Source organism: Proteus sp. LHD240705, assembly GCF_047921555.1.
In the GTDB taxonomy this organism is placed as follows: Bacteria; Pseudomonadota; Gammaproteobacteria; order Enterobacterales; family Enterobacteriaceae; genus Proteus.
In genome coordinates this window covers 214,721-239,763 of the sequence record NZ_JBLRMI010000005.1, presented here as the reverse complement: position 1 = coordinate 239,763, position 25,043 = coordinate 214,721, and the positions used below count along the sequence as shown (strand labels likewise).

The following is a 25,043-nucleotide window of genomic DNA, read 5'->3' as shown; positions in this document are numbered from 1 at the left end:
AACATCCGCTTTGCGGATGTTTTTCATTAATGAGTGATATAAGTGTCATTAGTTATAAAAAAAGTGTTTTTTGTAACTTATATTACGCATTGTTATTGCTGTGCTCTTTTAGTAATGAAAATAAGACATGAGGAGAAAAAGGGATCAGTCCAATCTTTAATCCAAATGGTTTAAATGCTTTATTAATAATGTCAGCAGAATAATTACCTTTGTCATTTTCTATTTCTGATAGTGTCTTGCGTGAAATATTAATAAGTTTTGCATAGCGTTCTTGGTTTAAACTTAATATTTTTATTCTTAATATTTTTAATGCCTCTCCTTGGCTTATTTCTCCAAATAACAACTGAGACATGATCTGATTAATCACTTCTTTTCTGTCCACGGTTGCAACAGATTGACGTGTTTTAGATACTCTAGCCGGAGATTTGCTTATTTGGATTTTATTTTTGACATTACTCATGATAGTAATCCCCAGCGTTCTAGTTTATTAGGTATAAAATCAAAACCAAATGAAGGCATTGTGAGGATTTGTATTGGCACACCTCTTACCTCTAATCTTTCTTTTAACGTAATGAGTTGTAAGGCGGTTTCTTTTAGCGCGTTAATTAACTGTTCTTGTGGTATTAAATCAGATAAAGAATTTGCGATATTAATAAAATTATACTCTCCTCCCATTTCACTTTGTGAATGCCATTTTGTTGTTCTAGCAATACCTTCAGGATCAGCCTTCATCGGTGCAAAGTCATAGATAGGGGCAAGATAGATTGAGTTATTGTTTCTTATAAAAGAAGTATTTCGACCATGGTTATCACTATTACCAAAAATGATATTCAATAAATCTCGCCTTACCCATTCAATAATAAAATCGTTTGTATCAAATTGAAAATCAAATTGGGTGACCATATTACTTTGATTAATTTTATCAATTAATTCTCTGATCACTGTTTCATGATATAGAGTTGTGCCTGGTGCTTTATTCAATATGGAATAGACAGATTCTATAGCTAAACGAATAACTTTATGATTTTCTCTTTTGATATCAAAACGAGGAAGCCATAAAGAAGGGTAATTATTTCCTTCTTCTAGACGCATACCTTCAATAGAAATAGTATTGAAACCCATTGCAGTAAGTTCATGATAAAAATGATATTCTGTTCTTAAAATATCACAATCTATACTTGAACGTTTTCCTCTCGGAAATTTAACTAAGTAATATTTATCATGGTTAGATATATCATCTTGATAAGTATCAATCCAAACTTCTTCATTATCACTGCATCTTAATAACAATTTCGGAGCTTCGCCTCCGGCACCTGTTGCACCACCAGCGGCTGCGCCTTTACGTTGTGCGTAATCTAGAAAATCGCTGGCTCTATTTTTGACATCATCAATAGTAAAAACAAGGTGTTCATTTAAGTTAGAAGGGGCTGGCAGTGATTCTTTTACACGTAAGTTACCAATAGGTGAAATAGTACCATGATAAAGTAATTCATAGTTTTGTTGTTCTACAGTCAAATTCGAAATATCAAGATATTGAACCCAATATCTCCGACTTGCTCCACTAGGTACAATATCATCTAAAAATTTAAGCCAACTTGGAGAGCCATTATCATCAAAATAAAGGGCAACAGGATGATTAATAGAAACAGAGTGGTTGTCGTCTTGATACAGGTAATCCACTGAATAATTTGTTTCATACTCTAATTCAGTGATTGGATAGGTAATATCATACTTGCTTGCATATAATGTGCGATCATGATCAGGAAAGTTAATAATAGCAATATCTCTCCATTCTTGATCAAGGAATGCTTGTAATGTTACTTTTTCCATATTGATTGCCTTATAAATACAATGAGTGATATTTCACTCATTAAAACATAAAAATGAGTTTTTTGTAACTTATATTACGCATTGTTAAATTGAATGCCTGCTAATAACATTTATTCTCCACGCTAACCTTAATTTTCCCTTTAGTTATCTCTTTTAAAAAACAAACCACCTTAACCCTTTCTTCATAAGAGATAAAAAGAAGTTAATTATACTTATCTTCATTAAATATCATTTTCACCTTTAGTTAGTTAAAATTAAGTTTTCATTAAGAATGAATTAAGGGTAATTAACTCTGTGAATTACTCTGTTTGCTTGTTTTCAATACTAACTATTTAAGGAGAAATTCTTTTCTTAGCTAAGAATATAAAAGGTGGGTTATGTCTTCTTCTATACCTCAACTGAGTATCGTCGTCGCCATTTATAATGGTGAGAGATTTTTATCTCAATTTTTCAATGGATTACAATCTATTAAATTAAATGATTGGGAACTCATTTTAGTTAATGATGGCTCTAGAGATAATTCACTTAAAATATTGCAAGAATGGAAAGAAAGATTTCCTCAAGTCACTATTATTGATCAGGAAAACCAAGGTGTATCTGTTGCTCGTAATGTTGGATTTAATATTTCAAAAGGTCAATATATTGTTTTTCCTGATATTGATGATGTAATTCATCCTAATATGTATGACAGAATGCTTAATGTAGCTAAAGATGATAATTTGGATATTTTAACCTGTAATGGTAATTATGTTTATACAGATGGGCGTCCTTCACGACCTATATTTCCATCTAATCGCTTGCAGACAACGGGCGTTTTAACGGGGCCGCAATGGCTAGAAATTGCATTAAACTCTAAAAAATTCTTACATGCGACTTGGCTAAATATTTATCGTCGTGAATTTTTACTTGATCATGGTTATTATTTTGAACCAGGTTTACATCATCAAGATATTCCGTGGACAACTGAAGTGTTATTAACAGCGCGACGGGTTAAATATATCGATGAACGCTATTACGATTACTTGATTCATTCCGGATCGGTTTCTCATGCAACACCTAATGACAGTATTCATGTTAGAACAATTCATAATTACATGAAAATATTAGAAATGCTTGATGCTATTAATCAAAAACATAAGAAAGTGGCTCAAAATATTAATGCGTGTTATTGGCAAATCGCAAAAGAGGGTTTGGGAATTATTCACTCAATTGTTGCTATTCAATCTATTGAAATTAAAAAACAAATCATTAAAGAATTTTTTGATAGAGGGATATGGGCGCTGATCTGGAAAAATGCGAAAGATCTAAGATTACGTTGGCGTTTAGGTCGACGCTATTTTAAATTAAAAAGAATATTAAATTCATGATCACAAGAGGGCACAATAATGTGCCTTTTTTATTTTCAATGTATATTAAATAAAAGGAAATAATCTAATTTCGTTAAAAATTCATTTTATTTCGTTTTGCGCTCACTAATAAATTCAATGATAAATATATAACTTATTTATTAGAAAAATACTGTGCACTTGCTAGAATTTTGCCATAATGAGTATTACTCCTTAATAAAAGTTTATGTAAAATCAATAAACTGGCGAATATTATTCGAGTAGTTGAATAAAAAAACTTATTATGATGCCACAGGTTTAGCCTTTATCTGCATCAAGTTGCAGAGCATCACAATTACCATTGTTATTTATCTTGCTTCAGCCTCTTCATCTTATTTAGATAGAGATTGATGATAAGTCGTATCTAAAAAATCGGAGAATGTTTTATGTCTATTCGGTTTGGTTGGCGTCAATCATTAGCAACCTTAACTTGCTTAGCCGCGTTAAGCGTCCCTTTTGCTGCATCTGCTCAAACGTTAAAATTAGCTATTGGTGAAGAGCCAACAGAAGGCTTCGACCCAATGCTGGGCTGGAGTCATGGCAGTTATTTACTTCTCCATAGTCCATTGTTAAAGCAAAATGCGGATCTCTCTTGGTATAGCAATATGTTAAGTGACTATCAACCAAGTGAAGATGGTAAAACATGGAAATTAACGTTAAAGCGAGATTTAAAATTCTCTGATGGCTTACCGCTTACAGCAAAAGATATCGTATTTACTTATAACAATGCGGCTGCCAGTGGCGGTAAAGTTGATATGGGTAACTTCCTCTCTGCAAAAGCAGATGATGATTTGCATGTCACTATCACGCTAAAAGCACCACAAAGTACTTTCGTAAACGTGCTCGGCTCTTTAGGTATTGTTTCTGCCGATAAGTATGATGAAAAAACCTACGCACAAAAGCCAATTGGTGCAGGTCCTTATCGCATGGTCAGTTTCCAACCAGGTCAGCAATTAATTGTTGAAGCAAACCCTTACTATGCGGGACAGAAAAATGATTTTGAAAAATTGATTTTCGTTTTTCTTGATGAAGATGCCGCTTTTGCTGCTGCGCAAAGTGGGCAATTAGGTATTGTGCGTATTCCACCCGCAACGGCTGCAATTGCTAAGAATTTACCAAATACTAAATTGTGGGAAAGACCAAGTGTTGAAAATCGCGGTATTGTTTTCCCAATGGTAAAATCAGGTGAGAAAAACGCCCAAGGCTATGATATTGGTAATGATATCACCGCTGATATCGCTATTCGTAAAGCCATTAACTACGCGCTAGATCGTAAGTTGCTTTCAGAACAAGTCCTTGATGGTTATGCCGTTCCTGCATATACCGGCGTAAAAGGCTTACCTTGGGATCAAACCGAAGCTGCCTTCAAAGATGGCGATATTGTAAAAGCAAAACAAATTCTTGAAGATGCAGGCTGGAAGCTGAATAAAAACGGTATTCGTGAAAAAGACGGTTTAGAAGCAAAACTCACTTTATGGTATACCAGCGGTGATGCAACACGTCGTGATTTAGCTGAGTCAATTCGTGCGTTAGTGCAACCTCTTGGTATTCAAATGGATCTTAAATCAGGAAGTTGGGATACCGTAGAGCGCTATATGCACTCAAATCCAACTTTATTTGGTTGGGGTAGCCTTGATCCGATGGAGTTATATCATCACTACAGTGCTAATGCCGCGGGTGTTGGTTATTATAACCCAGGTTATTACAAAAACCCTGAAGTCGAAAAACATCTACAAGCCGCACTTGATGCTCATACATGGCAAGAAGCCGTTCCTCATTGGAAAGCGGTGGAGTGGGATGGTAAAAACGGTGTGGGTGTAAAAGGTGATGCTGCTTGGGCTTGGCTGATGAATGTGCAACACACTTACTTAACTAATCCTTGTGTTGATCTGGGTACAGGAACACCTGAAATCCATGGTTCATGGTCATTATTAAATAGCGTAGATACTTGGAAGTGGACTTGTCAGTAATACGTCAAAGTGCAGGTTTTTTCCTGCGATTACTCTGCCTGCTGTTGGTGACAACAGCAGGTGTTTTTATTTTATTAAGTTTTTCACCAATCGATCCCATTAAGGCTTATATCGGTAGTGATCTACTGAATGTTCCTCCTGAACAATATCCTTTAATTGCAGCGCGTTGGGGAATTGACCAACCTTTATGGATGCGATTTTGGCTTTGGTTTAGCCAAATCTTTCAAGGGGATTTTGGCTATTCTATGTTGTATAACATGCCTGTTATTGATGTTATTCGTGAACGTGCAGGGCCTTCGTTTATTTTGCTTTTTTCAGCGTGGGTATTTTCCGGTGTTATTGGTGTTGCGATGGGATTAGTCGCGGGTCGATACCTTAATCGCTGGCCAGATAGAATTATCTCTACTTTATCTTATTTATTAGCCGCGTTACCGACATTCTGGGTAGGATTACTGTTGTTATCTCTGTTTTCTGTCACTTTACATTGGGCGCCAATTTGTTGTGCGTGGCCAATGGGAAGTAGTGCCGAGACCGCAACGTTAAGCCAGCGTTTTTCTCATCTTATCTTACCTATGATTGCGCTTGGTTTATTAGGAACAGGGAATATCGCACTGCATACTCGGGCTAAAGTTGCGGAAGTAATGGGAAGTGAGTTTATCCATTTTGCTAAAGCGCAAGGTGATAAAGGTTGGGCTATGATGATATTTCATGTTCTACGTCATGCCATTACGCCTGCACTTTGCTTACAGTTTGCATCCATTGGTGAACTGCTCGGTGGCTCTCTCTTAGCAGAGAAAGTATTTGCTTATCCGGGATTAGGACAGGCAACCGTTGATGCGGGGTTACGAGGTGATATTCCTCTATTAATGGGTATTGTGGTTTTCAGCACTATTTTGATTTTCTTCGGTAATAGCATTTCTAACGGTCTATTACGGCGTATTAATAAAGGAATTTTGCGAGACTCATGATTTACGATCCGAACAAGCCATTGTTGCGACTTTTGTTAGTTACCCTCGCGTTAATTGGGTTAGTGGCGTATGGCTTTTCTGTTTCTCATACTGATATCGCAATGGATTTTCTGGCTAGGAATCAAGCCCCATCAGGTCAATATTGGTTTGGGACGGATAACTTAGGTCGTTCATTATGGCTACGTTGTTTTCAAGGCATGTTAAGTAGCTTAAATATTGGTGTAACAAGTGCGGTTGTGAGTGGCACGATTGCGTTGATTTTTGCGGGAATTTCTTCCATTAATCGCTATTGCGATTTTTTTGTAAGAGGTGTTGTTGATGCGCTCTTAGCTCTACCTCATTTATTACTGCTGATTTTGATCTGTTTTACGTTAGGTGGTGGGCAACAAGGGGTGATTTGGGCAGTGGCATTAACTCACTGGCCTAAACTTGCATTGATTTTACGAGGTGAAATACAGCGTATCCGTGAAGCGGATTATGTGATGTTATCGCGTCGTATTGGCAATTCACCTTTTGAGTGCGTAAAAAAACACTATATTCCAATGCTATTACCTCAGTGGATCGTGGGAACCTTGTTAATGTTCCCTCATGCAGTATTGCATAGCGCAGCGTTAAGTTTCCTCGGTTTTGGTCAGGCTGCGCATGAACCTTCACTCGGCTTATTACTGGCAGATGCACTACGCTATTTAAGTACTGGCTCTTGGTGGATGGTGGTGTTTCCGGGGTTAATTTTGATGTGCTTAGTATTGATTTTCGATCAATTTGCTAAAGCAATGCAGCAATTATGGCTAAGAGGGGCAGGATGTTAAGTTTTGAACAGCTTTCCATTGATATCGCACAGTTTCGTTGGTTAGGAAAACGAAATTGGCAGCCGTTGCTAAAATCAATCTCATTGGATATTAAACCCGGAAAGATGCTGGCATTAGTGGGCGGCAGTGGTGAAGGTAAAAGTCTGTTATTACAAAGTGCGCTAGGACTTTTGCCTGCCAATATGCGAGTTCGTGGCGCGATTAAACTGAATGGGCATACATTAAGTGAACGAGAGCTTATTGCTTATCGTGGCAATACTTTTTGTTATATTCCACAAGGCGTCAGTGCTCTCAATCCATTGATCTGTATCGGTGAGCAGCTTAGCCGTTCTGCGCGTTTAAGTGGTGCTGATATCACAACCGAAGATATTGTCGAGCAACTCGGTCTTTATCATCTTTCTAGCTCATTAGTAAAAACCTATCCAGCAAAACTGTCTGGTGGAATGGCAAAACGAGTATTAGCCTGTAATGCAACACTCTCTAATGCACAATATATTTTGGCTGATGAAATCACCTCGTGGCTTGATGATGAACATGCGTGTTTGTTATTAGGGCATTTAAGAGCGTTATGCAATCAAGGTAAATCAGTGCTTTGGGTTACACATGATTTAGCTTTAGCTGCACGGTTTGCGGATACGATAGCGGTGCTTAATCAGGGAGAGGTTAACGAAATTATTCCCGCTAATGTGCTTAATCGTCATGAAGGTAGTGAGTGGTTGAAGACACTCTGGAGTGCATTACCTGAACAACAATTTATAAATACAAAAGAAACATCACTTAACCCATTATAATATTGTGTTCTTAAGTCTTATTTTTATACATTTCATCTGTTATTTCTGGAGTTATCTTTATGCCACTTTTAGAGTTAAAACAATTATCTGTGGAACAAGCAGGTAAGGTGTTATGGCAAGATCTCTCCTTTTCGTTAAATGCGGGAGACCGACTTGGTATTTCAGCGCCAAGTGGCACAGGAAAAACAACCTTAGGTCGTGTTTTAGCACAGTGGCAAGCACCCACTCAAGGTTCAATTCTTGTTAATGGCAACCCATTGCCTAAAAAGGGTTATTGCCCCATTCAATTAGTTCCTCAACATCCTGATAAGTGTTTTAATCCTTTTCGAACAACAGGGGATAGCCTCCGAGATGCTTGGACGCCTGATGAAAGTTGGTTTGAGAAATTACGGATAAAGCAAGAGTGGTTAACGCGTAGGCCTAATGAATTATCGGGTGGAGAGCTGGCGCGTATTGCTTTATTAAGAGCGTTAGATCCTCGCACTCAAATATTGATTGCGGATGAAGTAACGGCACAATTGGATGCCCAAATTCAAGCTGAAATTTGGAAAGTTTTAATTGATGAAAGCCAAAAAAGACCTTTAAGCTTGATTATCTTTAGTCACAATAAGGCGTTACTTGAAAAAGTCTCGACTAAAGTGTGGTGGGTTGATACGGAAAAAAGTATTTCTACTATTAAAAATAACGGACTATCTTAATCCGTTAGTGAAAAAAATGGCTTCCTATATTTTTATAGGAAGCCAAATATTACTGCTAAACGTAACAATATGGAATTAGAAACGATAGGTGTAGTTAATACCAAATTGCATATCGTGATTGCGATACGTGGTCATTTCCCAATTTGCTTTAGTACCAATAGATGAGTGTTTATCCACTTGATACGTTAATCCAATATGAGCAAATGGGCGTTGTTTTAACTGCTTTTTATTTTCTGAATAATCAATATCCTGTTGACCTAAATAATCAATATGGCTACGAAAATCACCTTGATGATGTGATAGGTTCCATAATAAACCCGCTTTAGTGTTTAGTATGAAAGATGAACCCAATAAATGATCCATGCCTAATCCCATTTTGGCTAACAATGAGTGTGCGTTAAGCGCATCATAGTGTACGGCAAATTGTGCATTTTGAGTTTCACTATAAGCTGAACGTGAGATTTGATTAAAAGTAAGCCCAGCAAAGGGTGTCAGTAATAAATCATCGTTTATTGAATAAGGGTAGTAACCTTGTAACTCAATGTGATAACCAGAAATCTTAGCATTACCTTTACCCGCTTCAGTATCTTCTAATACCAGTCTTTCGATAGAAACTTTTCGATTTAAATAAGCCCCTTTTAATGACAGATGTAATGCATTGTTATTTAATTCTGCATTGAGTGATGGCATTAAATCTAGGCTAAAACCAATTAAAGGTAATGCATAACCTTGATATTGATACCCTTTAGGTAATGAGGAATAGACATCAGTATCAATGGCAAGTCCGACAACGAATGGAATAGTGTTGATATCAAAACGATAAGCACCACTTAATCCCGTTTGTGTTGCATTGGCTTTATTTATGTTTTGGTAGTGTGCAAAGCCACTAATACAGGCTTTTTCAGTACCCACAGAACAAGTTGCTGAAGCTAAATGGCGCAGTTGTCCTTGTTGCATATCCATCAGTTTATAACCGTTTTCAGCCATTAATTGCATTGATTTAGAAGTATTTTCAATGTCGATAGGTTTGCTGATAACGATCGATGGTTTTGTGTTTTCTTTCTCTTTGGCCTTTTCTTTAGTGCGTTGTGCAAGTTCATCTTCTACAGAGATAGTGTTTTCAATATTTTTATCTATCTCAACATTAGTATTTTCTTGGCGTTGTTTCTCTTCTTGTTCAAGGCGCTTAGCTTCTGCTTGTTCTTGGCGTTTAGCCTCTTCTTGTCGCTGTTTCTCTGCGAGTTCTTGGCGTTTAGCTTCTTCTTGTCGCTGTTTCTCTGCGAGTTCTTGGCGTTTAGCCTCTTCTTGTCGCTGTTTCTCTGCGAGTTCTTGGCGTTTAGCTTCTTCTTGTCGCTGTTTCTCTGCGAGTTCTTGGCGTTTAGCTTCTTCTTGTCGCTGTTTTTCTGCGAGTTCTTGGCGTTTAGCCTCTTCTTGTCGCTGTTTCTCTGCGAGTTCTTGGCGTTTAGCCTCTTCTTGTCGCTGTTTCTCTGCGAGTTCTTGACGCTTAGCTTCTTCTTGGCGCTTAGCTTCTTCTTGGCGTTGTTTCTCTGCGAGTTCTTGGCGTTTAGCCTCTTCTTGTCGCTGTTTCTCTGCGAGTTCTTGGCGTTTAGCCTCTTCTTGTCGCTGTTTCTCTGCGAGTTCTTGGCGTTTAGCTTCTTCTTGTCGCTGTTTCTCTGCGAGTTCTTGACGCTTAGCTTCTTCTTGGCGTTGTTTCTCTGCTAGTTCAAGGCGCTTAGCTTCTTCTTGGCGTTGTTTCTCTGCGAGTTCTTGGCGTTTAGCCTCTTCTTGTCGCAGTGTTTCTTCATCGATAATTTGTTTATCTTCTTTTGTATTATTTATTTTCCATGCGACAAGTTTCCATTTATTATCTCCATCTTGTGCAACACCAAAAATAGAATGACCATCTCTAGACAATGAGTGGGCTTCGGATTCATTATCAGCATTTCCTAGACCTTGTAATGAAATCATTTCGTTCTTATTATAAAAATAAGCAAAGCCATTTCTCAGATTTTCTGATTCAATATCACTATTTTCATCGTTGTATTCTTTTACAAAATTCTTTCTTTTTTTATTATTTTCTGACCAACCAACAATAATGTTACCATCACGAGAAATATCGGTTGCTTCGGAGTTGTAATTTTCGTTTTTAGTGAATGCTTGAGGTGTTATTATTTTATTTAATTTTGCATCATAGACGAATGCTTTACGTAACAGTTTGATATCTTTGCCAATAACATTATCAATACCATAATCAATAGCTACTTTTTCGGTTAACATTGTCTCTAACCAACCAATGGCTATATTGTTATCAGAAAAAGCATTTATTTTTGATGAACCATAACCATAAGTAGTTTTTCGAATAATATTTAACTTATTTTTTTTTCTATCATAAACATAACCTAATCTTATTCTTTTTATTACCTCGTAAGCTAATGCACCAGTTTTCTCTATTTCTTCAATATCTTTTTCAGTTAGTTTTAAATCTTTTCCATCCTTTAAACTGGGTATTATTTTCTCTAATTTTTTCCATTGAGCCGGAAAGCGTGGATTACCTTTTCTGTCTAGTGAACCATATAGAAAATGACCATCTGCTGATACTCCCATAATATCAGGACTTTGATCTTCGATTATGTTATCACGATCATATTCATCTTGTTGATTATCTTTTAAAAAATCGAGAGTTTGATAAGCTTTAAATTTCTCTTTTTCTTGATGATCTTTTAGTGCGCTATTTTCAAGTTCAGAAAGTAATATCTTTGTTTTATTATTAAGATCATAAATAAAAAATGTTCTTTTTTTAAAAGGAACATAAGTTTTCTCTCTATCATTATCTCTTGAATAAAGACTGAATAAACCGTCATGAGTAGTGAAATAATGATTGTCTATATCATCAATAGTTACAATTTCTTTTGATTGTGTATCATAGATGAAAAAAACATTTTCTTTGTCATCTGTTTTTCCATAACCTGTCGCAAATTGTCCATTATCTGATAAAGACAAAAAATTTATTCTGTGCAAGTTGTCTATTTTTATTTCTTCAAAGCTCGCTCCAGAATTGTAGCTAATAAGATTTCTTTTTCTTTTACTTAAAATTTTATCTTTACCATCAAGGATTATATCTGTAATAATTAGAGTGTTTTTCTGATTTAAAAAATGAGGTAAATCTCTATCGGAAAACGTACCATGTAAATGTCTATTATTACCTAAGTTTAAATTATTACGATTAATCTCCTGAAATTTAAATTCAATGTCATTTGTTTCTATTAATGGTGATGGACTATTTAAAGCGTAGCTATATGTAGAATTAATTATTATTGAAGCAATAATTGATAGTTTTAGTTTTTTTTATTCATAAGCATAAATTGTATTCCATTTATATTGGCAGGTTTTTTTGAAGACTAATTTGATCTTCTTTTTCTGTCAATATAAATGGATTTTATTTTAAAATGCATTGCTAATTATATTTATTATAATTTTAAATTATTATTTTTTGTTTTTATTGATTTTTGTTATGAATATATTTCAGGGGTTTTAACGTTGAATATATTTCTTTTATTTAATTCTTTACTAAATAAATCAATATGTTGTTTTTGTGCTGATGTCCATTTACTTGCTTCGCCATATACGCCATGCTGATGAAAAGCATTAATTCTAACTAATACTGATTTACCAAGCGAATTAATAAACTGAGAAAGTAATTCAATATTCTCTAAATAATCAGTTTTTTCTGGAATATATAAAAGGCGTAATTCTGTAAGCAAATTATTATTAGCTAACCATTTGATTGATTCTTTAATACGCTGATTGCTACGACCGGTTAAATAAACATGTGTCTTTTCACTCCAACTTTTTAAATCGATCATGGCACCATCCATATAAGGGGCTATTTTTTGCCAACCATTAAGAGAAAGTGTGCCATTGCTGTCGATTAAACAGGTGAGATGCTTGAGATCGGGGGCTTGCTTAATTGTTTTAAAGTATTCGATTAAAAAAGGAAGTTGTAACGTCGATTCTCCGCCACTGACAGTGACACCATTAATAAATGCAGCGTATTTACGTGTAATAGTGATTAACTCATCAACGGTATAACTTAATGTCATCGGGCTTGATTGACGAGGGCATTGCTGAATACAGGTGTCGCATTGTTCACAACTGGCACTGTTCCAACTTATAACACCATTTTGTAATGAAAGTGCTTGTTGTGGGCAAGTCAGAATGCAGTCACCACAATTGTCACAGATCCCCATTGTGTAGGGATTGTGGCAATTTTTACAGCGTAGATTACACCCTTGTAAAAAGATGGCTAGGCGATTGCCCGGGCCATCGACACAAGAGAAGGGCAGTATCTTATTTATCGAAACGCATCTGCTGTTCATAACTGATAACTCGTGGTTTACGCTCAGTAATATGGCAGTTCGCGGTGGCTTCATCGCCTAACCAAGTGGTGTTTAAACGAGAGCCTTCTTCTTTGTATTTTTTCAAATCAGATAAGCGCACCATATAACCGGTGACTCTCACTAAATCATTTCCACCCACATTTGCTGAGAACTCCCTTAGCCCTGAAGCGAAAGCGCCTAAACACAGTTGCATTAATGCATCAGGGTTTTGTTTAATGGTTTCATCTACCGTTAAAATATCGCTAATACCTGAAGTATAAAACGCATGATGTGGTGCAACAGTCATTAAGTGGGTAACGGGATCTGGCTCTTTACCATAAGGAATACGCGTTGCAGGTGTTGTGCCAATATCCGAACTAATGCCCGATTGTGCATGTAGCATGGCACGCTGTTTCCAGCCATATTTCACAGGGGTATCCGCGACAAATTGCGCTAATTTTTCACTAATAATATAGCTGAGTTTATTTGCTGATTCGTTATCGCCATAAGCGACTTGTTTGCCTTCTTTTTCAAGTAATAAAGCAACGGCTTCTGCCATACCGTAAATTCCAAACATAGGGGCAAAGCGATCAGGTGAGATCAAACCTTCTTCCACTAAGAAGCTTTGTTTAAAGAAGTGGGATTTTTCATAGAGAAACTCACAGCGGGCATCGATGATCTCGATTTGTTTTTGCATATAAAATGGCAAGACATTTTCAAGAAAATCGCAGCTATTTTGGCTGCGCTTTGCCACTTCTTTAAGGTTAATCCGTACTAAAGTGCTACCACCACCACTTTGAGGTAAAGAGTTATAACAACTCACAATGCCGTATTCATCTTTACCAAATACGGCATCTTGTAAAGTACCGTTGGCAATATGGGGTTTACTGCTATGGCAAATATTGGTTATAGCTTGATGCAATAGGTCAGAAGGCGTCGAATTCGCATCATAAATAAAGGTGAGATTAGGCGCGACTTGTTGAAGCTCGACATCTACTTTTAGAATTAATTGCGTGATGATGGAGTCTTCAGGGCCAATATTGGCATGCATAAACGCATCAGGCAGTGTTCTATCAAGATAGCGCCAAAAACGTTTTAATTTAGGATAAAGCTGCTCTTCGGTAAGAGAACCGACATAAGGCAGTAAAATTTTATCAATACGTCCTAAGTAAACGGGCATTGAGGTAACTGATGGAACATGATGATAAAGAATAGTCAGCATGTTTAGTGCATCATCAAAATCTTGTGCAGGTTCTAGCTCTAAATAGCGAGAGCCTTGTGCTAAAAATTTCGCGTAATCAGGTAATACATAACGAGGTTTATAAGGTGCATGACCTTCATACATATCGCAAATGACCCGTTCATCTAATGCGCTAGCTGCATCTTTAGGAAGTGCAGGATAAGGCAGCATATTTTCAGCTTCTAAAGCGAGAAAATGACGTTTTTGTTCAGGGGAAAGGGTTGGGTTTTCTACGATTTGTTGACAACGTTGGATAACAGATTGTTCAGTCATAACCACCTCAGCACTCAAAGAGCCAGAAAAAGATTTAAAACTTATCTTTTTAGATTAATGAATTGGCTAAGGTTTACTGTGATTTTAAACAAATCCCTTTTAAAGATTAAGGGAATAGCACGAAAATACGCATAAATTAGATATATCTAAATTCAATTTGTGTTGGCTAAAAAGTGAGTTCAGCTCATCACTCAACTCACTTTTTATTTTTTAATCGGATAAGAGTTTATGCTTTATTTGAGCTATTTTCGGTGTCGTTATCTCTCTCTTTGACATTATTTTCTTCTCCTTCTTCTTCATCACTTTCTTTTTCTTCAATATCATCTTTTTCAGTGCGAGGTGGTAAATTGGCCGTTAATAAATACGGCGATTGTTGCCAATGAACAGGTGTTAATTGAAGAAGGTTATGAGAAAGCAAAAAGCCAATGGCAAGTGCGACCAATAACATCACACGTAATAAATTCGTGGTGTTATCCACTTGGCTAGATTCAGTGACAAGCTGATGAGTATCCAGTGTGAGCCTTAAAAAGCCTTTGGGTTTATCTTTACCTGGCACAGGCACAACAAGCTGGTGATTAAACGAGCCCCCACTTTTTTGCCCTTCTAGTGCTAATCGCTCTTTAACCGTGACATTTTCACCACTATGCGCTATTTGTGTGCCATCTTCTAAATAAAGGCTGGCATCAAGTACCCGACTATCATGAGTTAGATGATTTAAATTAGCCATAATGAGGGGATTTACGTTATCTTTGCTACTGTCATCTATATAAGTGGATAAAGAGAACGCAACTTGTTCTGCCAGCGTTTTTGCAAGCTCTTCAAACTGAGTAATACGGGCATGCTGATTAGCACGGCTAAAATAAGACGCGCCTTGCATAAGAAATGCCAATAGTGCGATACAAATCAGTATAATCGCCGTTTTTTGGAGTTTGAATTTTAGTTTGTCTTTAAGCATGTTCATCCTTTTGCGTAAGCAAGTATATGCATGTTGCCAGATGAGCCAGAGATAGAATAGGCTGAATAACGATTATTTTGTTCCGACAGGGGAAAACAGGAGAATAAGTATGTCAAATAGTCTGACCTATTGCTATTTACCGGATGAGATCCGTAAATGGCCAGGTCTGCCGTTATCACTCAGTGGTGAAGAGGTGATGCCACTGGATTATCGTGCGGGTGATAGCGGATGGTTACTTTATGGACGTGAACTTGATAAGAAAAGAATAAGTGAGTTCCAACATAAATTAGGCGTGGCAATCGTGGTGGTTTCTTCATGGCGCATTGACGATTACCAAGTGGTACGTATCGCAGGTAGTCTAACCCGTCGAATTCGCCGTTTATCTGATGAATGTGGCCTAGATGTCGTTCCTCTAGGTGAAATTCCTCGCTTACGTTCTCCAGGACTTTTAGTGATGGATATGGATTCAACGGCGATTCAAATTGAATGTATTGATGAAATAGCCAAACTTGCTGGCGTGGGCGATAAAGTTGCAGAGATAACAGAACGTGCCATGCAAGGGGAAATGGATTTTAGTGAAAGCTTAAAGTTGCGTGTTGCTGAACTGAAAGGCGCTGATGCATCTATCTTGCAAAAGGTGATGGATGATTTGCCTCTTATGCCGGGATTAACCAGCTTAGTGCGTAAACTTCAGGCGATGGATTGGCATATTGCTATTGCGTCAGGTGGCTTTACTTATTTTGCGGATAATTTAAAACAAAAATTACGCTTAGTGTCTGCTGTTGCTAATCATCTTGAAATTAAAGATGGCAAGTTGACAGGTAAAGTCAAAGGTACGATTGTTGATGCGAAGTACAAAGCACAAGTGTTAGCGCGTTTAGCGAAAGATTTAGAGATCCCAATGGAACAAACCATTGCCATTGGTGATGGGGCAAACGATCTTAAAATGTTGAGAAAAGCAGGGCTTGGTATTGCTTATCATGCAAAACCTAAAGTGTATGCTCAAGCAAAAGTCGCTATTCGTCACGCCGACCTAATGGGTGTATTGTGCGTTTTAAGTGGTGGTCTAAAACACGAAGAGCGTTAAGCGCGTTTTTCTAAAATTGTTATTGTTGGGAGAGAAGTGTGGCAAAAGCAGCAAAAAGAGCCTTTGTATGTAATGAATGTGGTGCAGATTATCCTCGTTGGCAAGGGCAATGCTCTGCTTGTCATGCGTGGAATACAATTACAGAAGTGCGCCTTGCTGCCGCCCCTTCTTCCCGTAATGAGCGCTTTAGTGGATTTGCGGGTGATGCAAAAGGCGTTAGCCGAGTTCAAAAGCTCTCTGAAATTAGCCTTGAAGCCTTACCGCGTTTCTCAACGGGCTTTAAAGAGTTTGATCGCGTATTAGGTGGTGGTGTAGTCCCTGGAAGTGCCATTTTAATCGGGGGAAGCCCGGGCGCGGGTAAGAGTACCTTATTGCTACAAACCATGTGTCGTTTAGCAACAGAAATGAAAACGCTATATGTTACAGGTGAAGAGTCACTCCAACAGGTAGCTATGCGTGCACATCGATTAGGTTTACCGACAGCAGAGCTAAATATGTTGTCAGAAACTAGCATTGAGCAAATTTGTTTAATTGCCTCACAAGAACAACCTAAATTAATGGTGATTGACTCTATTCAAGTGATGCATATGGCAGATATTCAATCTTCACCGGGTAGTGTTGCTCAAGTGCGAGAAACCGCTGCTTATCTAACTCGTTTTGCTAAAACCAATGATGTTGCCATTATCATGGTTGGTCATGTGACAAAAGATGGCACATTGGCAGGGCCTAAAGTATTGGAACACTGTATTGACTGTTCTGTCATGCTAGATGGTGAAACGGATTCTCGTTTTCGTACCTTACGCAGTCATAAAAACCGTTTCGGCGCCGTTAATGAGTTAGGCGTTTTTGCGATGACAGAGCAAGGATTACGAGAAGTGAGCAATCCATCTGCTATCTTTTTAAGTCGAGGTGATGAAATCACATCAGGTAGCTCTGTTATGGTTGTGTGGGAAGGTACAAGACCTTTGCTGGTGGAGATACAAGCCTTAGTTGACCACTCTATGTTGTCCAATCCTCGCCGTGTTGCAGTGGGATTAGAGCAAAATAGATTAGCTATTCTGCTTGCTGTATTACATCGTCATGGCGGGTTACAAATGTCTGATCAAGACGTTTTTGTGAATGTGGTTGGTGGGGTAAAAGTCACAGAAACCAGTGCAGATTTAGCCTTGTTATTGTCATTAGTATCCAGTTTTCGTAATCGTCCTTTACCTCGTGATTTAGTGATATTTGGCGAAGTCGGACTTGCAGGTGAAATTCGACCAGTCCCTAGCGGACAAGAGCGTATTGCAGAAGCAGCAAAACATGGATTTAAACGAGCGATTGTACCTAGTGCAAATATGCCGAAAAAAAATCCCCCTGATATGAAAGTGTATGGTGTGAAAAAGCTGTCAGATGCGTTATCTGTCCTCGATGATTTAGAAGATTTCTAAAGGAGTGAAATATGGGACCTTTTGATTATATCAAACAGGCTATCAGAAAAAATGGTTATACTTTACAACAGGTTGCTGATGAAAGTGATATGACAAAAGGCTATCTTAGCCAATTAATTAATAATAAAATCAAAAGTCCCAGCGCTCAAAAGATGTCGGCTTTACACCAATTTTTAGGGTTAGAATATCCCGTAAAAAAGAAAACGATTGGTGTTATTTTTGGTAAATTTTATCCGCTTCATACGGGGCATATTTATTTAATTCAACGTGCTTGCAGCCAAGTAGATGAATTACATGTCATTTTATGTCATGACGAGCCTCGTGATAAAAATCTATTTATCAACAGTGCAATGTCACAACAGCCAACGGTGAGTGATAGATTGCGTTGGTTATTACAAACCTTTAAATATCAAAAAAATATTCGTATTCATGAGTTTGACGAGCACGGTATAGAGCCACAACCCCATGGCTGGGAAATGTGGAGTGAAGGGATCAAAATGTTTTTGCGAGAAAAGCAGATAACCCCTGATTTTATCTATACCAGCGAACGAGAAGATGCGGATCAATATAATGCTTTCTTGGGGATTGAAACGGTTTTGATTGATCCTGAGCGTTCATTTATGAATATCAGTGGCAGTCAAATTCGCCAAGCACCATTTAAATATTGGGAATATATTCCAACGGAAGTAAAACCCTTCTTTGTGCGCACAGTGGCGATTTTAGGCGGTGAATCCAGTGGTAAATCCACGTTAGTCAATAAGCTCGCCAATATTTTCAATACCACCAGCGCATGGGAATATGGTCGTGATTATGTGTTTTCTCACCTTGGTGGGGATGAAATGGCCTTACAATATTCCGACTACGATAAAATTGCATTGGGACATGCTCAATATATTGATTTTGCTGTTAAATATGCAAATAAAGTGGCATTTGTTGATACGGATTTTGTCACTACACAAGCATTTTGTTTACGTTATGAAGGTAAAGAGCATCCCTTTGTTCAAGCGCTGATTGATGAATACCGTTTTGATTTAGTTATCTTGCTAGAAAACAATACGCCGTGGGTAGCTGATGGCTTGCGTAGTTTAGGCAGTGATAAAGAGAGACGTTATTTCCAAACCTTACTGATGGAAATGCTCGATAAAAATAATATTGAATATATTAAAGTTAATTCCCCTGATTATGACGAACGTTTCTTAAGTTGCGTTGAATTAGTGAGAGAATTATTGATGATGCAATCAAAGCATATTGAATAATATAAAGATTAAAAACGCCATTAGTGGCGTTTTTTACATTGAATAATAAAAATAATTACTCAATTTTAAACGTCTCTCTTCCCTCTAAAGAATAGATCGTTTGTATTCTTTATCACTGATGATCTATCAGAACAAAATCACTTACCAAAAGATAAAAATACATAAAAAAATCTGTCAAATAAGCTATCTACGTAATAATGCTATTTTTTTCAATAAGGTGAAAAAGATTACTGAAAATTAATGCAGGGATCTCTATTATAGATAGCAGGTATAGATTTATCGGTGTGTATTTCTTTTGCCATTAGGTGTGGGGAGTCACACTCTCTATCTTCATTCGCTCAGGTGAAGAAGCAGACTATTTTTCGTAAAAGGACAAGATAATGGCGCAACCTTCCCGTGTTTCACTTCATATCAAGAAAACAGTCATTTCGTTAGCGATCGCTGCTTTAGGTTTTACCGTCTCATCAAATGCATTGGCTTACCAAAAAGTTCATCAACCAGATAATAGCTATCAACAGTATGTCTCTCAGCGCCAAACGGTTGATAGTTTGATCCAAGATGCATTAGATGCTTTTAAGTCACCAGCGCGTGTCTCTGATGCTGGCTTTACGGGAAAACTGCCATCCAATATGGAAATTGTGGCGCAAAAACTACAGCAAGCTTATAAGTTAGAACCTTATCGCCTCGATTTATTATTTAGTACCGCGAGTGCTTATATCTATAACAATGATGTTTCTCGCGCAATTACGATTTATAAACAGATTTTAGAAGCGGCTCCTGATGATATTGATGCGCTAATTTATGTCACTTCATGGACTCGTTTTGAAGGTAAAGATAAAGAGAGCGAAGCGTATTTCAATAAATTGAAATCATTAAATCCAGCAAAAGCAGAAGAAATCAGTCGTTTCTTTGCACAAATTGATCGCGTTAGCAAAATGCCGTTAAGCGATAAATTAACGCCTGCTGATTTAGCGAAATTGAAGAAAACCAAAGATAATAATGCGATTGTGACATTAGGTTATGCGTTAAATCCTGATGGCACTATGAATAAGATTTTAATTGAGCGCTTAAATAAAACTTTAGAAGTCGCTAAACAATTGCCTGAAGCAATGATTGTTGTGACTGGGGGCGTACCTAAAGCGCACCAAACTGAAGGTAAGTTAATGGCAGATTGGCTGGTGAAAAATGGGATTGCACCAGAACGTATTTTCCAAGAGAACTATGCGCGTACAACTGTCGAAAATGCGTTATTTAGTCGCTATGCTTTAACCAAACATCGTATTAAAACAGCAGTGATTATTAGCTCTGGTAGCCATGTTCGTCGTGCTGACGCAATTTTCACTATCGCAAGTTGGCAAAGTGGTCCAAGTGATATTACTTACTTAACGGTTGTCGCTCCTGATAAACCATTGGCCGAATTACAAAAAGCCAGCAAATCAGATATACAGGGCATTTATCGTGATGGCTTAAAAGCGCTGGGATTATGGAGTTTCCGCAGTTATCCGCTAGAAGAGCGTTGATGGGAGCGTTTTAACGTTAATTAACTTAGAAAGAAAGTCTCCTCAATAACAAAAATGATTGAGGAGGTTTTCATCATTTTTTCAATATTAAACAACGATAAAGCATTCCTTCAATATCTTGTTTTGTACTTATAAAAAGTAATATATCGACCGTATTATTTTCTTCATTGAATTCATATAAACAACGAAACTGACTGTTTACATCAATACGTTCACGAATAGCGATCCCTTTATCTGCCAACATTGCATTATAACGATAACGGGTAGGATCTTGAGAAATAGCATCAATAGCTGAGTCAAAAAGTTGATCTATAAATACAGCAGCGTTTTCACTGTTATTGGTGCAACTGAGTTTAAATGATTCCGCATCTTTTAATGACCATAGAGCCGTCTCTGATACTCTAATGTTTACAGTTTTTTTCAAAAGCACCTCTAATATTAAGTTCGAGATCCACGTAGTTTTCTTTTGACATCTTCAGGAGACATAACTTGCTCATTTGCTATATCTTCTTTCGCTATCATTACCAATTTCAATAGAGCATTTGATTGACGCTCTTTTTCTCTTTCTTGTAACTCCAGTTGTCTTTCTTCGGCTGTTTGTACAAAAAGCTCCGCTTGACCATTTTTTGTAATATAAACACCACCTTGAAATAATTCTGGATTACCAAGTCCTTCTCGAGCTAGTTTTTGCGACATCGTTATAGACATAATAATTACCTTCATTTAATTGCTATTCATATGCAAGATAGACATAAATAGCGAACTCCTATAATTATTGACTTTATCTTGCTATCACATAGGGAGTGATAATGATTATTTTATTATTTTTCGCTGGGGTGTCAAATTTATTATAAATTTGTACACGCTTAATTTTTATTGAATTGATAACAATTATCATTACTATTGTTTCTCACAATAGTTTATAACGAGAATAATAAAGTGAGAATTCCTCTGATGATATGTGCATTAATGGCATCTTTCCCTAGTTTTTCCAATTGCTTAACCGTAACCGAAGGCAAAGAAATAACAGGTCAGTTTGATAACAACAACACGTTGTGTTTTACCACGCAACTAGAGAGTCAACGTTATGCCGAACTGAATGTGAAAGGGATACAAAACCTGCGATTAGAAACCCCAAATGGCACACATATCCGTAGCTTATTAAAAGATATTCCTGCGGATGGGCAACAAAAAGTGCGTTTTTTATTGCCTGAAACCGCAAGTTATCAATTAGTTGCACAGGGTGAAAAGGGAAAATCATGGCAACTCATACTGACAACACAGCCTTATCAACCTTTAGATAAAGATGCGAAAATTGCACCTATTAGTCCTCGTTTACAAACACTTGCTCAACAACTCAATCAACAAAGTATTCAGGCATTTTGGCAACAAGTACGCCATGAAGGTACACCCCTTATTGAGCCTTATGATAAGGATAAAAAGTTAGTCACTTTCTTATGGCAAGGTGCAAAGAAGAATGTCTATTTATTGGGATCACCAGAGGGTAATCATGATCCATTAACCCATTTAGCCAATAGTGATATTTGGTATCGTAGCTATATCGTACCTAACGATACATTAATGCAATATAAATTAGCGCCTGATGTGCCTATCATTGAAAATGCAGAGCCATTCGAACAACGTCGCGCTATTTTAACCACAGCACAGGCAGATCCGCTGAATTCTCAAGATTCACCAAGCAAATCTGAGGATATTTATAATCACTTTTCTTTATTATCGTTAGATAGTCAACGTGAATGCCAATTGCCTGATATTCTTGATAGAAAAATGAAAGGCAACACAGAAATTGTGCGTTTTTACAGTCAGATCTTAAATAACGATCGTGAAATAGCGCTTTACCAGCCCGCTCAAAAAATGGAAGTACCTCGACTTTTAGTGTTATTTGATGGTCAAACTTATCGTCGTCAATATGGTCTTGATCAATTTTTTGATAAGCAGATCGAAGACGGGAAATTGGCGCCGATGATGATCCTCTTTGTTGATAGCATTGATAGTGATCGCCGTAGTATTGAATTACCGCCTAATCCTGATTTTTATCGCTTTTTAGCCGACGAATTATTTGTTTGGTTGGAAAAAGAGAAAGGTATTCACGTATCAGGAGAAGAAACCATTGTGGCAGGTTCGAGTTATGGAGGATTAGCGTCTTCATGGGTGGCATTTAATCGCCCTGATCGCTTTGGTAAAGTGCTGAGTATGTCAGGCTCTTATTGGTGGGCGCCTGAAAATGAAGAGCCTGAATGGCTTATTCGACAATTTGAGCAAGCAGATAAAAAGCCATTACAGTTTTTCTTAGAGGCGGGGTTATTTGAAAACCGTGGTGATAAAGGGGGGATTTTAAATAATAATCGCCATCTTAAACGGGTTTTAGAACAAAAAGGTTACCCAGTTCAATCGCTAGAAATGGCAAGTGGGCATGATTATATCTCTTGGTGTGAAACGCTATATCTCGGTGCGAAAGCATTAACTAAAGAACATTAATATTGATAATGACAGAAGCTTATGAGTGATGATAAACGGCATAAGCTTCTAATTTGTCACCAACCTGTCATAAAGCTGTCATCAAAATCGCATTTACTCTTCATTTCTCTGTCATTTAACTGCCGTAAGCTTTTCCTGACTTAAAACATTAACCCTGTTTTTTACTTTAGAGTGCAAGGAAAAAGCTATGTCTCATCGTTACCAACGTTCTATTTTATCCGTTATTGTAACAACGCTATTAGCTGGCGCGAGTTTCTCTTCTTTTGCTGCTCCCGTTGCTGCTGATGCCATTTTAGCTCAAGATCGTGCAGCAAAAGGTAATATCACGGAATTTGGCGGTGCTCGCCGTATGACTCAAGATCAAACTGAGGCATTAAAAGCCGCTTTAAATAATAACCAAGCGAAAAATGTAATCCTCTTTATTGGTGATGGTATGGGGGATTCTGAAATCACCGTTGCACGTAACTATGCCGAAGGTGCGGGTGGTTTCTTTAAAGGTATCGATGCCTTACCTATTACGGGTCAATACACACACTACGCTTTAGACAGAAAAACCCAAAAACCTAATTATGTAACAGACTCTGCCGCTTCTGCGACAGCATGGGCTTCGGGTGTGAAAACCTATAATGGTGCATTAGGGATTGATGTGTTTGGTAAGGATCATCAAACTATTTTGGAATTAGCAAAAGCCAATGGAAAGGCGACAGGGAACGTGACAACCTCTGAAATTCAAGATGCAACACCTGCGGCTCTGTTCTCGCATGTAACAGGACGTAAATGCTATGGCCCTGTTGAAACCTTAGAGAAATGCTCAACAAACGCATTGGAAAATGGCGGTAGAGGTTCTATCTCTGAGCAATTATTAGTGACTCGCGCTGATGTCACATTAGGTGGTGGAGCAAAAAGTTTTGCTCAAACGGCTGTAGCGGGTGAATACAAAGGCAAAACGTTAGAGCAACAAGCCATTGAGCGTGGTTATCAAATCGTGAAAGATGCCAAATCACTCGATGCGATTACGCTTGCGAACCAAGATAAGCCTGTACTAGGTTTATTCCATGAAGGCAATATGGCAGTGGCATGGGAAGGCCCTAAAGCGACTTACCACGGTAATTTAAACAACCCACCTTTAGAGTGCAAACCTAACGCTAAACTTGATCCGAATGCGCCAACACTGGCACAAATGACCAAAAAAGCGATCGATTTGCTGAAAACCAATGAAAATGGCTTCTTCTTACAAGTCGAAAGTGCCTCTATCGATAAGCAAGATCATAATGCGAATCCTTGCGGACAAATTGGTGAAACTGTTGCGCTAGATGAAGCCGTACAAATCGGTTTAGATTTTGCTAAACAAAACGGCGACACTCTGATTATCGTGACTGCTGATCATGCGCATTCAAGCCAAATTATTGAAGCTGATGTGAAATCCAGCGGGTTAACACAGGCACTTATCACTAAAGATGGTGCGGTTATGGTGGTGAATTACGGTAACTCAGAAGAAGAGTCTCAAGAGCATACAGGAGCACAATTACGCGTTGCCGCTTATGGTCCACATGCGGCTAATGTGGTTGGGTTAACTGACCAAACAGATTTGTTTTTCACAATGCGTGATGCGATGGGTCTGAAGTAAGTTCAAGTTGAATTTATAGTCTGTCTGAACTTGTAGTCGAATTGCCTTACTAAATTGTTGTATTTTCGCGCGACTTAGAGAGATACCCTCTAGTCGCGTTTTTTTATTAAGAATTGAGTCTGCTAAAAATAAAATGATAATAAATCAATAGGTTATTTATAGTCTGATTTTGAAAGTGACACTTTCTCTGCTATAATTAGCAGAATTCACACATTAATCCATATAATATTCTCAACTTCTCCATTGATTATTGCGCTTAAGTTGCAATATCTTTTTGTCTAATAACCCAATGTGTTATTAAGGCATTACCAGCAAATATCTTTTCTCAG

20 protein-coding genes are annotated in these 25,043 nt (G+C 37.6%); 12 read left to right on the top strand and 8 right to left on the bottom strand.

Going from position 1 to position 25,043, the window contains the following annotated elements; translation table 11 throughout:
- Positions 1 to 82 precede the first annotated feature (82 nt).
- Together ACNART_RS11945 and ACNART_RS11940 are read right to left on the bottom strand one after the other, a co-directional pair.
- Positions 83 to 460: a helix-turn-helix transcriptional regulator gene (locus ACNART_RS11945; RefSeq protein WP_196532870.1), complete on the bottom strand. Its 378-nt coding sequence runs from the start codon at positions 458 to 460 to the stop codon at positions 83 to 85.
- Entirely contained in the window at positions 457 to 1,830 is a 1,374-nt protein-coding gene (locus ACNART_RS11940; RefSeq protein ID WP_198626237.1) for a type II toxin-antitoxin system HipA family toxin, read from the bottom strand. Before ACNART_RS11940 ends, ACNART_RS11945 begins: the two co-directional genes overlap by 4 nt.
- Positions 1,831 to 2,207: 377 nt before the next feature.
- On the opposite strand from ACNART_RS11940, the gene ACNART_RS11935 reads away from it, so the two are divergent.
- The 6 genes from ACNART_RS11935 to ACNART_RS11910 all read left to right on the top strand — a co-directional run bounded on the left by ACNART_RS11935 (position 2,208) and on the right by ACNART_RS11910 (position 8,451).
- Positions 2,208 to 3,197, top strand: a complete 990-nt coding sequence (locus tag ACNART_RS11935; RefSeq protein WP_368927969.1) for a glycosyltransferase — start codon at positions 2,208 to 2,210, stop codon at positions 3,195 to 3,197.
- A 404-nt stretch (positions 3,198 to 3,601) separates the two neighbouring features.
- The gene (locus ACNART_RS11930; RefSeq protein WP_198626235.1) at positions 3,602 to 5,185 is read left to right on the top strand and encodes an ABC transporter substrate-binding protein; all 1,584 of its coding nucleotides are present in this window, start codon (positions 3,602 to 3,604) and stop codon (positions 5,183 to 5,185) included.
- The gene (locus ACNART_RS11925; protein WP_416303606.1) at positions 5,170 to 6,153 is read left to right on the top strand and encodes an ABC transporter permease; all 984 of its coding nucleotides are present in this window, start codon (positions 5,170 to 5,172) and stop codon (positions 6,151 to 6,153) included. The genes ACNART_RS11930 and ACNART_RS11925 overlap by 16 nt, the downstream gene beginning before the upstream one ends.
- Positions 6,150 to 6,962 carry an ABC transporter permease gene (locus tag ACNART_RS11920; protein ID WP_198626234.1) on the top strand — a complete coding sequence of 271 codons (813 nt, stop codon included), beginning with the start codon at positions 6,150 to 6,152 and terminating at the stop codon, positions 6,960 to 6,962. The genes ACNART_RS11925 and ACNART_RS11920 overlap by 4 nt, the downstream gene beginning before the upstream one ends.
- Positions 6,956 to 7,753 (top strand): ATP-binding cassette domain-containing protein, encoded by a 798-nt coding sequence (locus ACNART_RS11915; protein WP_198621045.1) that lies wholly within the window; start codon positions 6,956 to 6,958, stop codon positions 7,751 to 7,753. Before ACNART_RS11920 ends, ACNART_RS11915 begins: the two co-directional genes overlap by 7 nt.
- 59 nt (positions 7,754 to 7,812) lie before the next feature.
- Positions 7,813 to 8,451, top strand: a complete 639-nt coding sequence (locus ACNART_RS11910) for an ATP-binding cassette domain-containing protein (RefSeq protein ID WP_198626233.1) — start codon at positions 7,813 to 7,815, stop codon at positions 8,449 to 8,451.
- Positions 8,452 to 8,526: 75 nt separating this feature from the next.
- Here ACNART_RS11910 and ACNART_RS11905 read toward each other — a convergent pair whose 3' ends face one another.
- From ACNART_RS11905 to ACNART_RS11890, 4 genes are all read right to left on the bottom strand, one after another.
- Positions 8,527 to 11,451, bottom strand: a complete 2,925-nt coding sequence (locus ACNART_RS11905) for an autotransporter domain-containing protein (protein WP_416303605.1) — start codon at positions 11,449 to 11,451, stop codon at positions 8,527 to 8,529.
- 509 nt (positions 11,452 to 11,960) lie between these two features.
- On the bottom strand, positions 11,961 to 12,827 hold the full coding sequence (locus ACNART_RS11900; protein WP_198626232.1) for a YjjW family glycine radical enzyme activase: 867 nt from the start codon (positions 12,825 to 12,827) through the stop codon (positions 11,961 to 11,963).
- Positions 12,799 to 14,340, bottom strand: coding sequence for a YjjI family glycine radical enzyme (locus tag ACNART_RS11895; RefSeq protein WP_198620696.1), 1,542 nt, complete (start codon positions 14,338 to 14,340; stop codon positions 12,799 to 12,801). Before ACNART_RS11895 ends, ACNART_RS11900 begins: the two co-directional genes overlap by 29 nt.
- A 226-nt stretch (positions 14,341 to 14,566) precedes the next feature.
- Positions 14,567 to 15,295, bottom strand: coding sequence for a YtjB family periplasmic protein (locus ACNART_RS11890; RefSeq protein ID WP_196532861.1), 729 nt, complete (start codon positions 15,293 to 15,295; stop codon positions 14,567 to 14,569).
- 109 nt (positions 15,296 to 15,404) lie between these two features.
- Between ACNART_RS11890 and serB the strand changes: the two genes are divergently transcribed.
- The 4 genes from serB to ACNART_RS11870 all read left to right on the top strand — a co-directional run bounded on the left by serB (position 15,405) and on the right by ACNART_RS11870 (position 20,588).
- Positions 15,405 to 16,382: a phosphoserine phosphatase gene (gene serB / locus ACNART_RS11885; protein ID WP_109374385.1), complete on the top strand. Its 978-nt coding sequence runs from the start codon at positions 15,405 to 15,407 to the stop codon at positions 16,380 to 16,382.
- Positions 16,383 to 16,420: 38 nt separating this feature from the next.
- Entirely contained in the window at positions 16,421 to 17,812 is a 1,392-nt protein-coding gene (radA, locus tag ACNART_RS11880) for a DNA repair protein RadA (protein ID WP_075672711.1), read from the top strand.
- 11 nt (positions 17,813 to 17,823) lie between these two features.
- On the top strand, positions 17,824 to 19,068 hold the full coding sequence (nadR, locus tag ACNART_RS11875; protein WP_109374384.1) for a multifunctional transcriptional regulator/nicotinamide-nucleotide adenylyltransferase/ribosylnicotinamide kinase NadR: 1,245 nt from the start codon (positions 17,824 to 17,826) through the stop codon (positions 19,066 to 19,068).
- 380 nt (positions 19,069 to 19,448) lie between these two features.
- Positions 19,449 to 20,588 carry an ElyC/SanA/YdcF family protein gene (locus ACNART_RS11870; RefSeq protein ID WP_198620698.1) on the top strand — a complete coding sequence of 380 codons (1,140 nt, stop codon included), beginning with the start codon at positions 19,449 to 19,451 and terminating at the stop codon, positions 20,586 to 20,588.
- A gap of 73 nt (positions 20,589 to 20,661) precedes the next feature.
- Here the strand turns inward: ACNART_RS11870 and ACNART_RS11865 are convergent, their stop codons facing one another.
- Both ACNART_RS11865 and ACNART_RS11860 read right to left on the bottom strand, forming a co-directional pair.
- Positions 20,662 to 21,012 carry a type II toxin-antitoxin system RelE/ParE family toxin gene (locus tag ACNART_RS11865; protein ID WP_198630393.1) on the bottom strand — a complete coding sequence of 117 codons (351 nt, stop codon included), beginning with the start codon at positions 21,010 to 21,012 and terminating at the stop codon, positions 20,662 to 20,664.
- A 14-nt stretch (positions 21,013 to 21,026) separates the two neighbouring features.
- Positions 21,027 to 21,296, bottom strand: a complete 270-nt coding sequence (locus ACNART_RS11860; protein WP_072069015.1) for a hypothetical protein — start codon at positions 21,294 to 21,296, stop codon at positions 21,027 to 21,029.
- A 231-nt stretch (positions 21,297 to 21,527) separates the two neighbouring features.
- Here ACNART_RS11860 and ACNART_RS11855 point away from each other — a divergent pair, with 231 nt between their 5' ends.
- Positions 21,528 to 23,087, top strand: coding sequence for an alpha/beta hydrolase-fold protein (locus ACNART_RS11855; protein ID WP_368927810.1), 1,560 nt, complete (start codon positions 21,528 to 21,530; stop codon positions 23,085 to 23,087).
- A 187-nt stretch (positions 23,088 to 23,274) separates the two neighbouring features.
- Entirely contained in the window at positions 23,275 to 24,714 is a 1,440-nt protein-coding gene (phoA, locus tag ACNART_RS11850; RefSeq protein WP_196532858.1) for an alkaline phosphatase, read from the top strand.
- Positions 24,715 to 25,043 lie beyond the last annotated feature (329 nt).

Coding starts and splice junctions, on each gene's coding strand:
- ACNART_RS11860 (WP_072069015.1), bottom strand. CDS start 21,296: ATGTCTATAACGATGTCGCAAAAACTAGCTCGAGAAGGACTTGGTAAT.
- ACNART_RS11930 (WP_198626235.1), top strand. CDS start 3,602: ATGTCTATTCGGTTTGGTTGGCGTCAATCATTAGCAACCTTAACTTGC.
- phoA (WP_196532858.1), top strand. CDS start 23,275: ATGTCTCATCGTTACCAACGTTCTATTTTATCCGTTATTGTAACAACG.
- ACNART_RS11920 (WP_198626234.1), top strand. CDS start 6,150: ATGATTTACGATCCGAACAAGCCATTGTTGCGACTTTTGTTAGTTACC.
- ACNART_RS11935 (WP_368927969.1), top strand. CDS start 2,208: ATGTCTTCTTCTATACCTCAACTGAGTATCGTCGTCGCCATTTATAAT.
- ACNART_RS11870 (WP_198620698.1), top strand. CDS start 19,449: ATGGCGCAACCTTCCCGTGTTTCACTTCATATCAAGAAAACAGTCATT.
- nadR (WP_109374384.1), top strand. CDS start 17,824: ATGGGACCTTTTGATTATATCAAACAGGCTATCAGAAAAAATGGTTAT.
- ACNART_RS11915 (WP_198621045.1), top strand. CDS start 6,956: ATGTTAAGTTTTGAACAGCTTTCCATTGATATCGCACAGTTTCGTTGG.
- ACNART_RS11900 (WP_198626232.1), bottom strand. CDS start 12,827: ATGAACAGCAGATGCGTTTCGATAAATAAGATACTGCCCTTCTCTTGT.
- ACNART_RS11910 (WP_198626233.1), top strand. CDS start 7,813: ATGCCACTTTTAGAGTTAAAACAATTATCTGTGGAACAAGCAGGTAAG.
- ACNART_RS11945 (WP_196532870.1), bottom strand. CDS start 460: ATGAGTAATGTCAAAAATAAAATCCAAATAAGCAAATCTCCGGCTAGA.
- ACNART_RS11940 (WP_198626237.1), bottom strand. CDS start 1,830: ATGGAAAAAGTAACATTACAAGCATTCCTTGATCAAGAATGGAGAGAT.
- ACNART_RS11890 (WP_196532861.1), bottom strand. CDS start 15,295: ATGCTTAAAGACAAACTAAAATTCAAACTCCAAAAAACGGCGATTATA.
- serB (WP_109374385.1), top strand. CDS start 15,405: ATGTCAAATAGTCTGACCTATTGCTATTTACCGGATGAGATCCGTAAA.
- ACNART_RS11895 (WP_198620696.1), bottom strand. CDS start 14,340: ATGACTGAACAATCTGTTATCCAACGTTGTCAACAAATCGTAGAAAAC.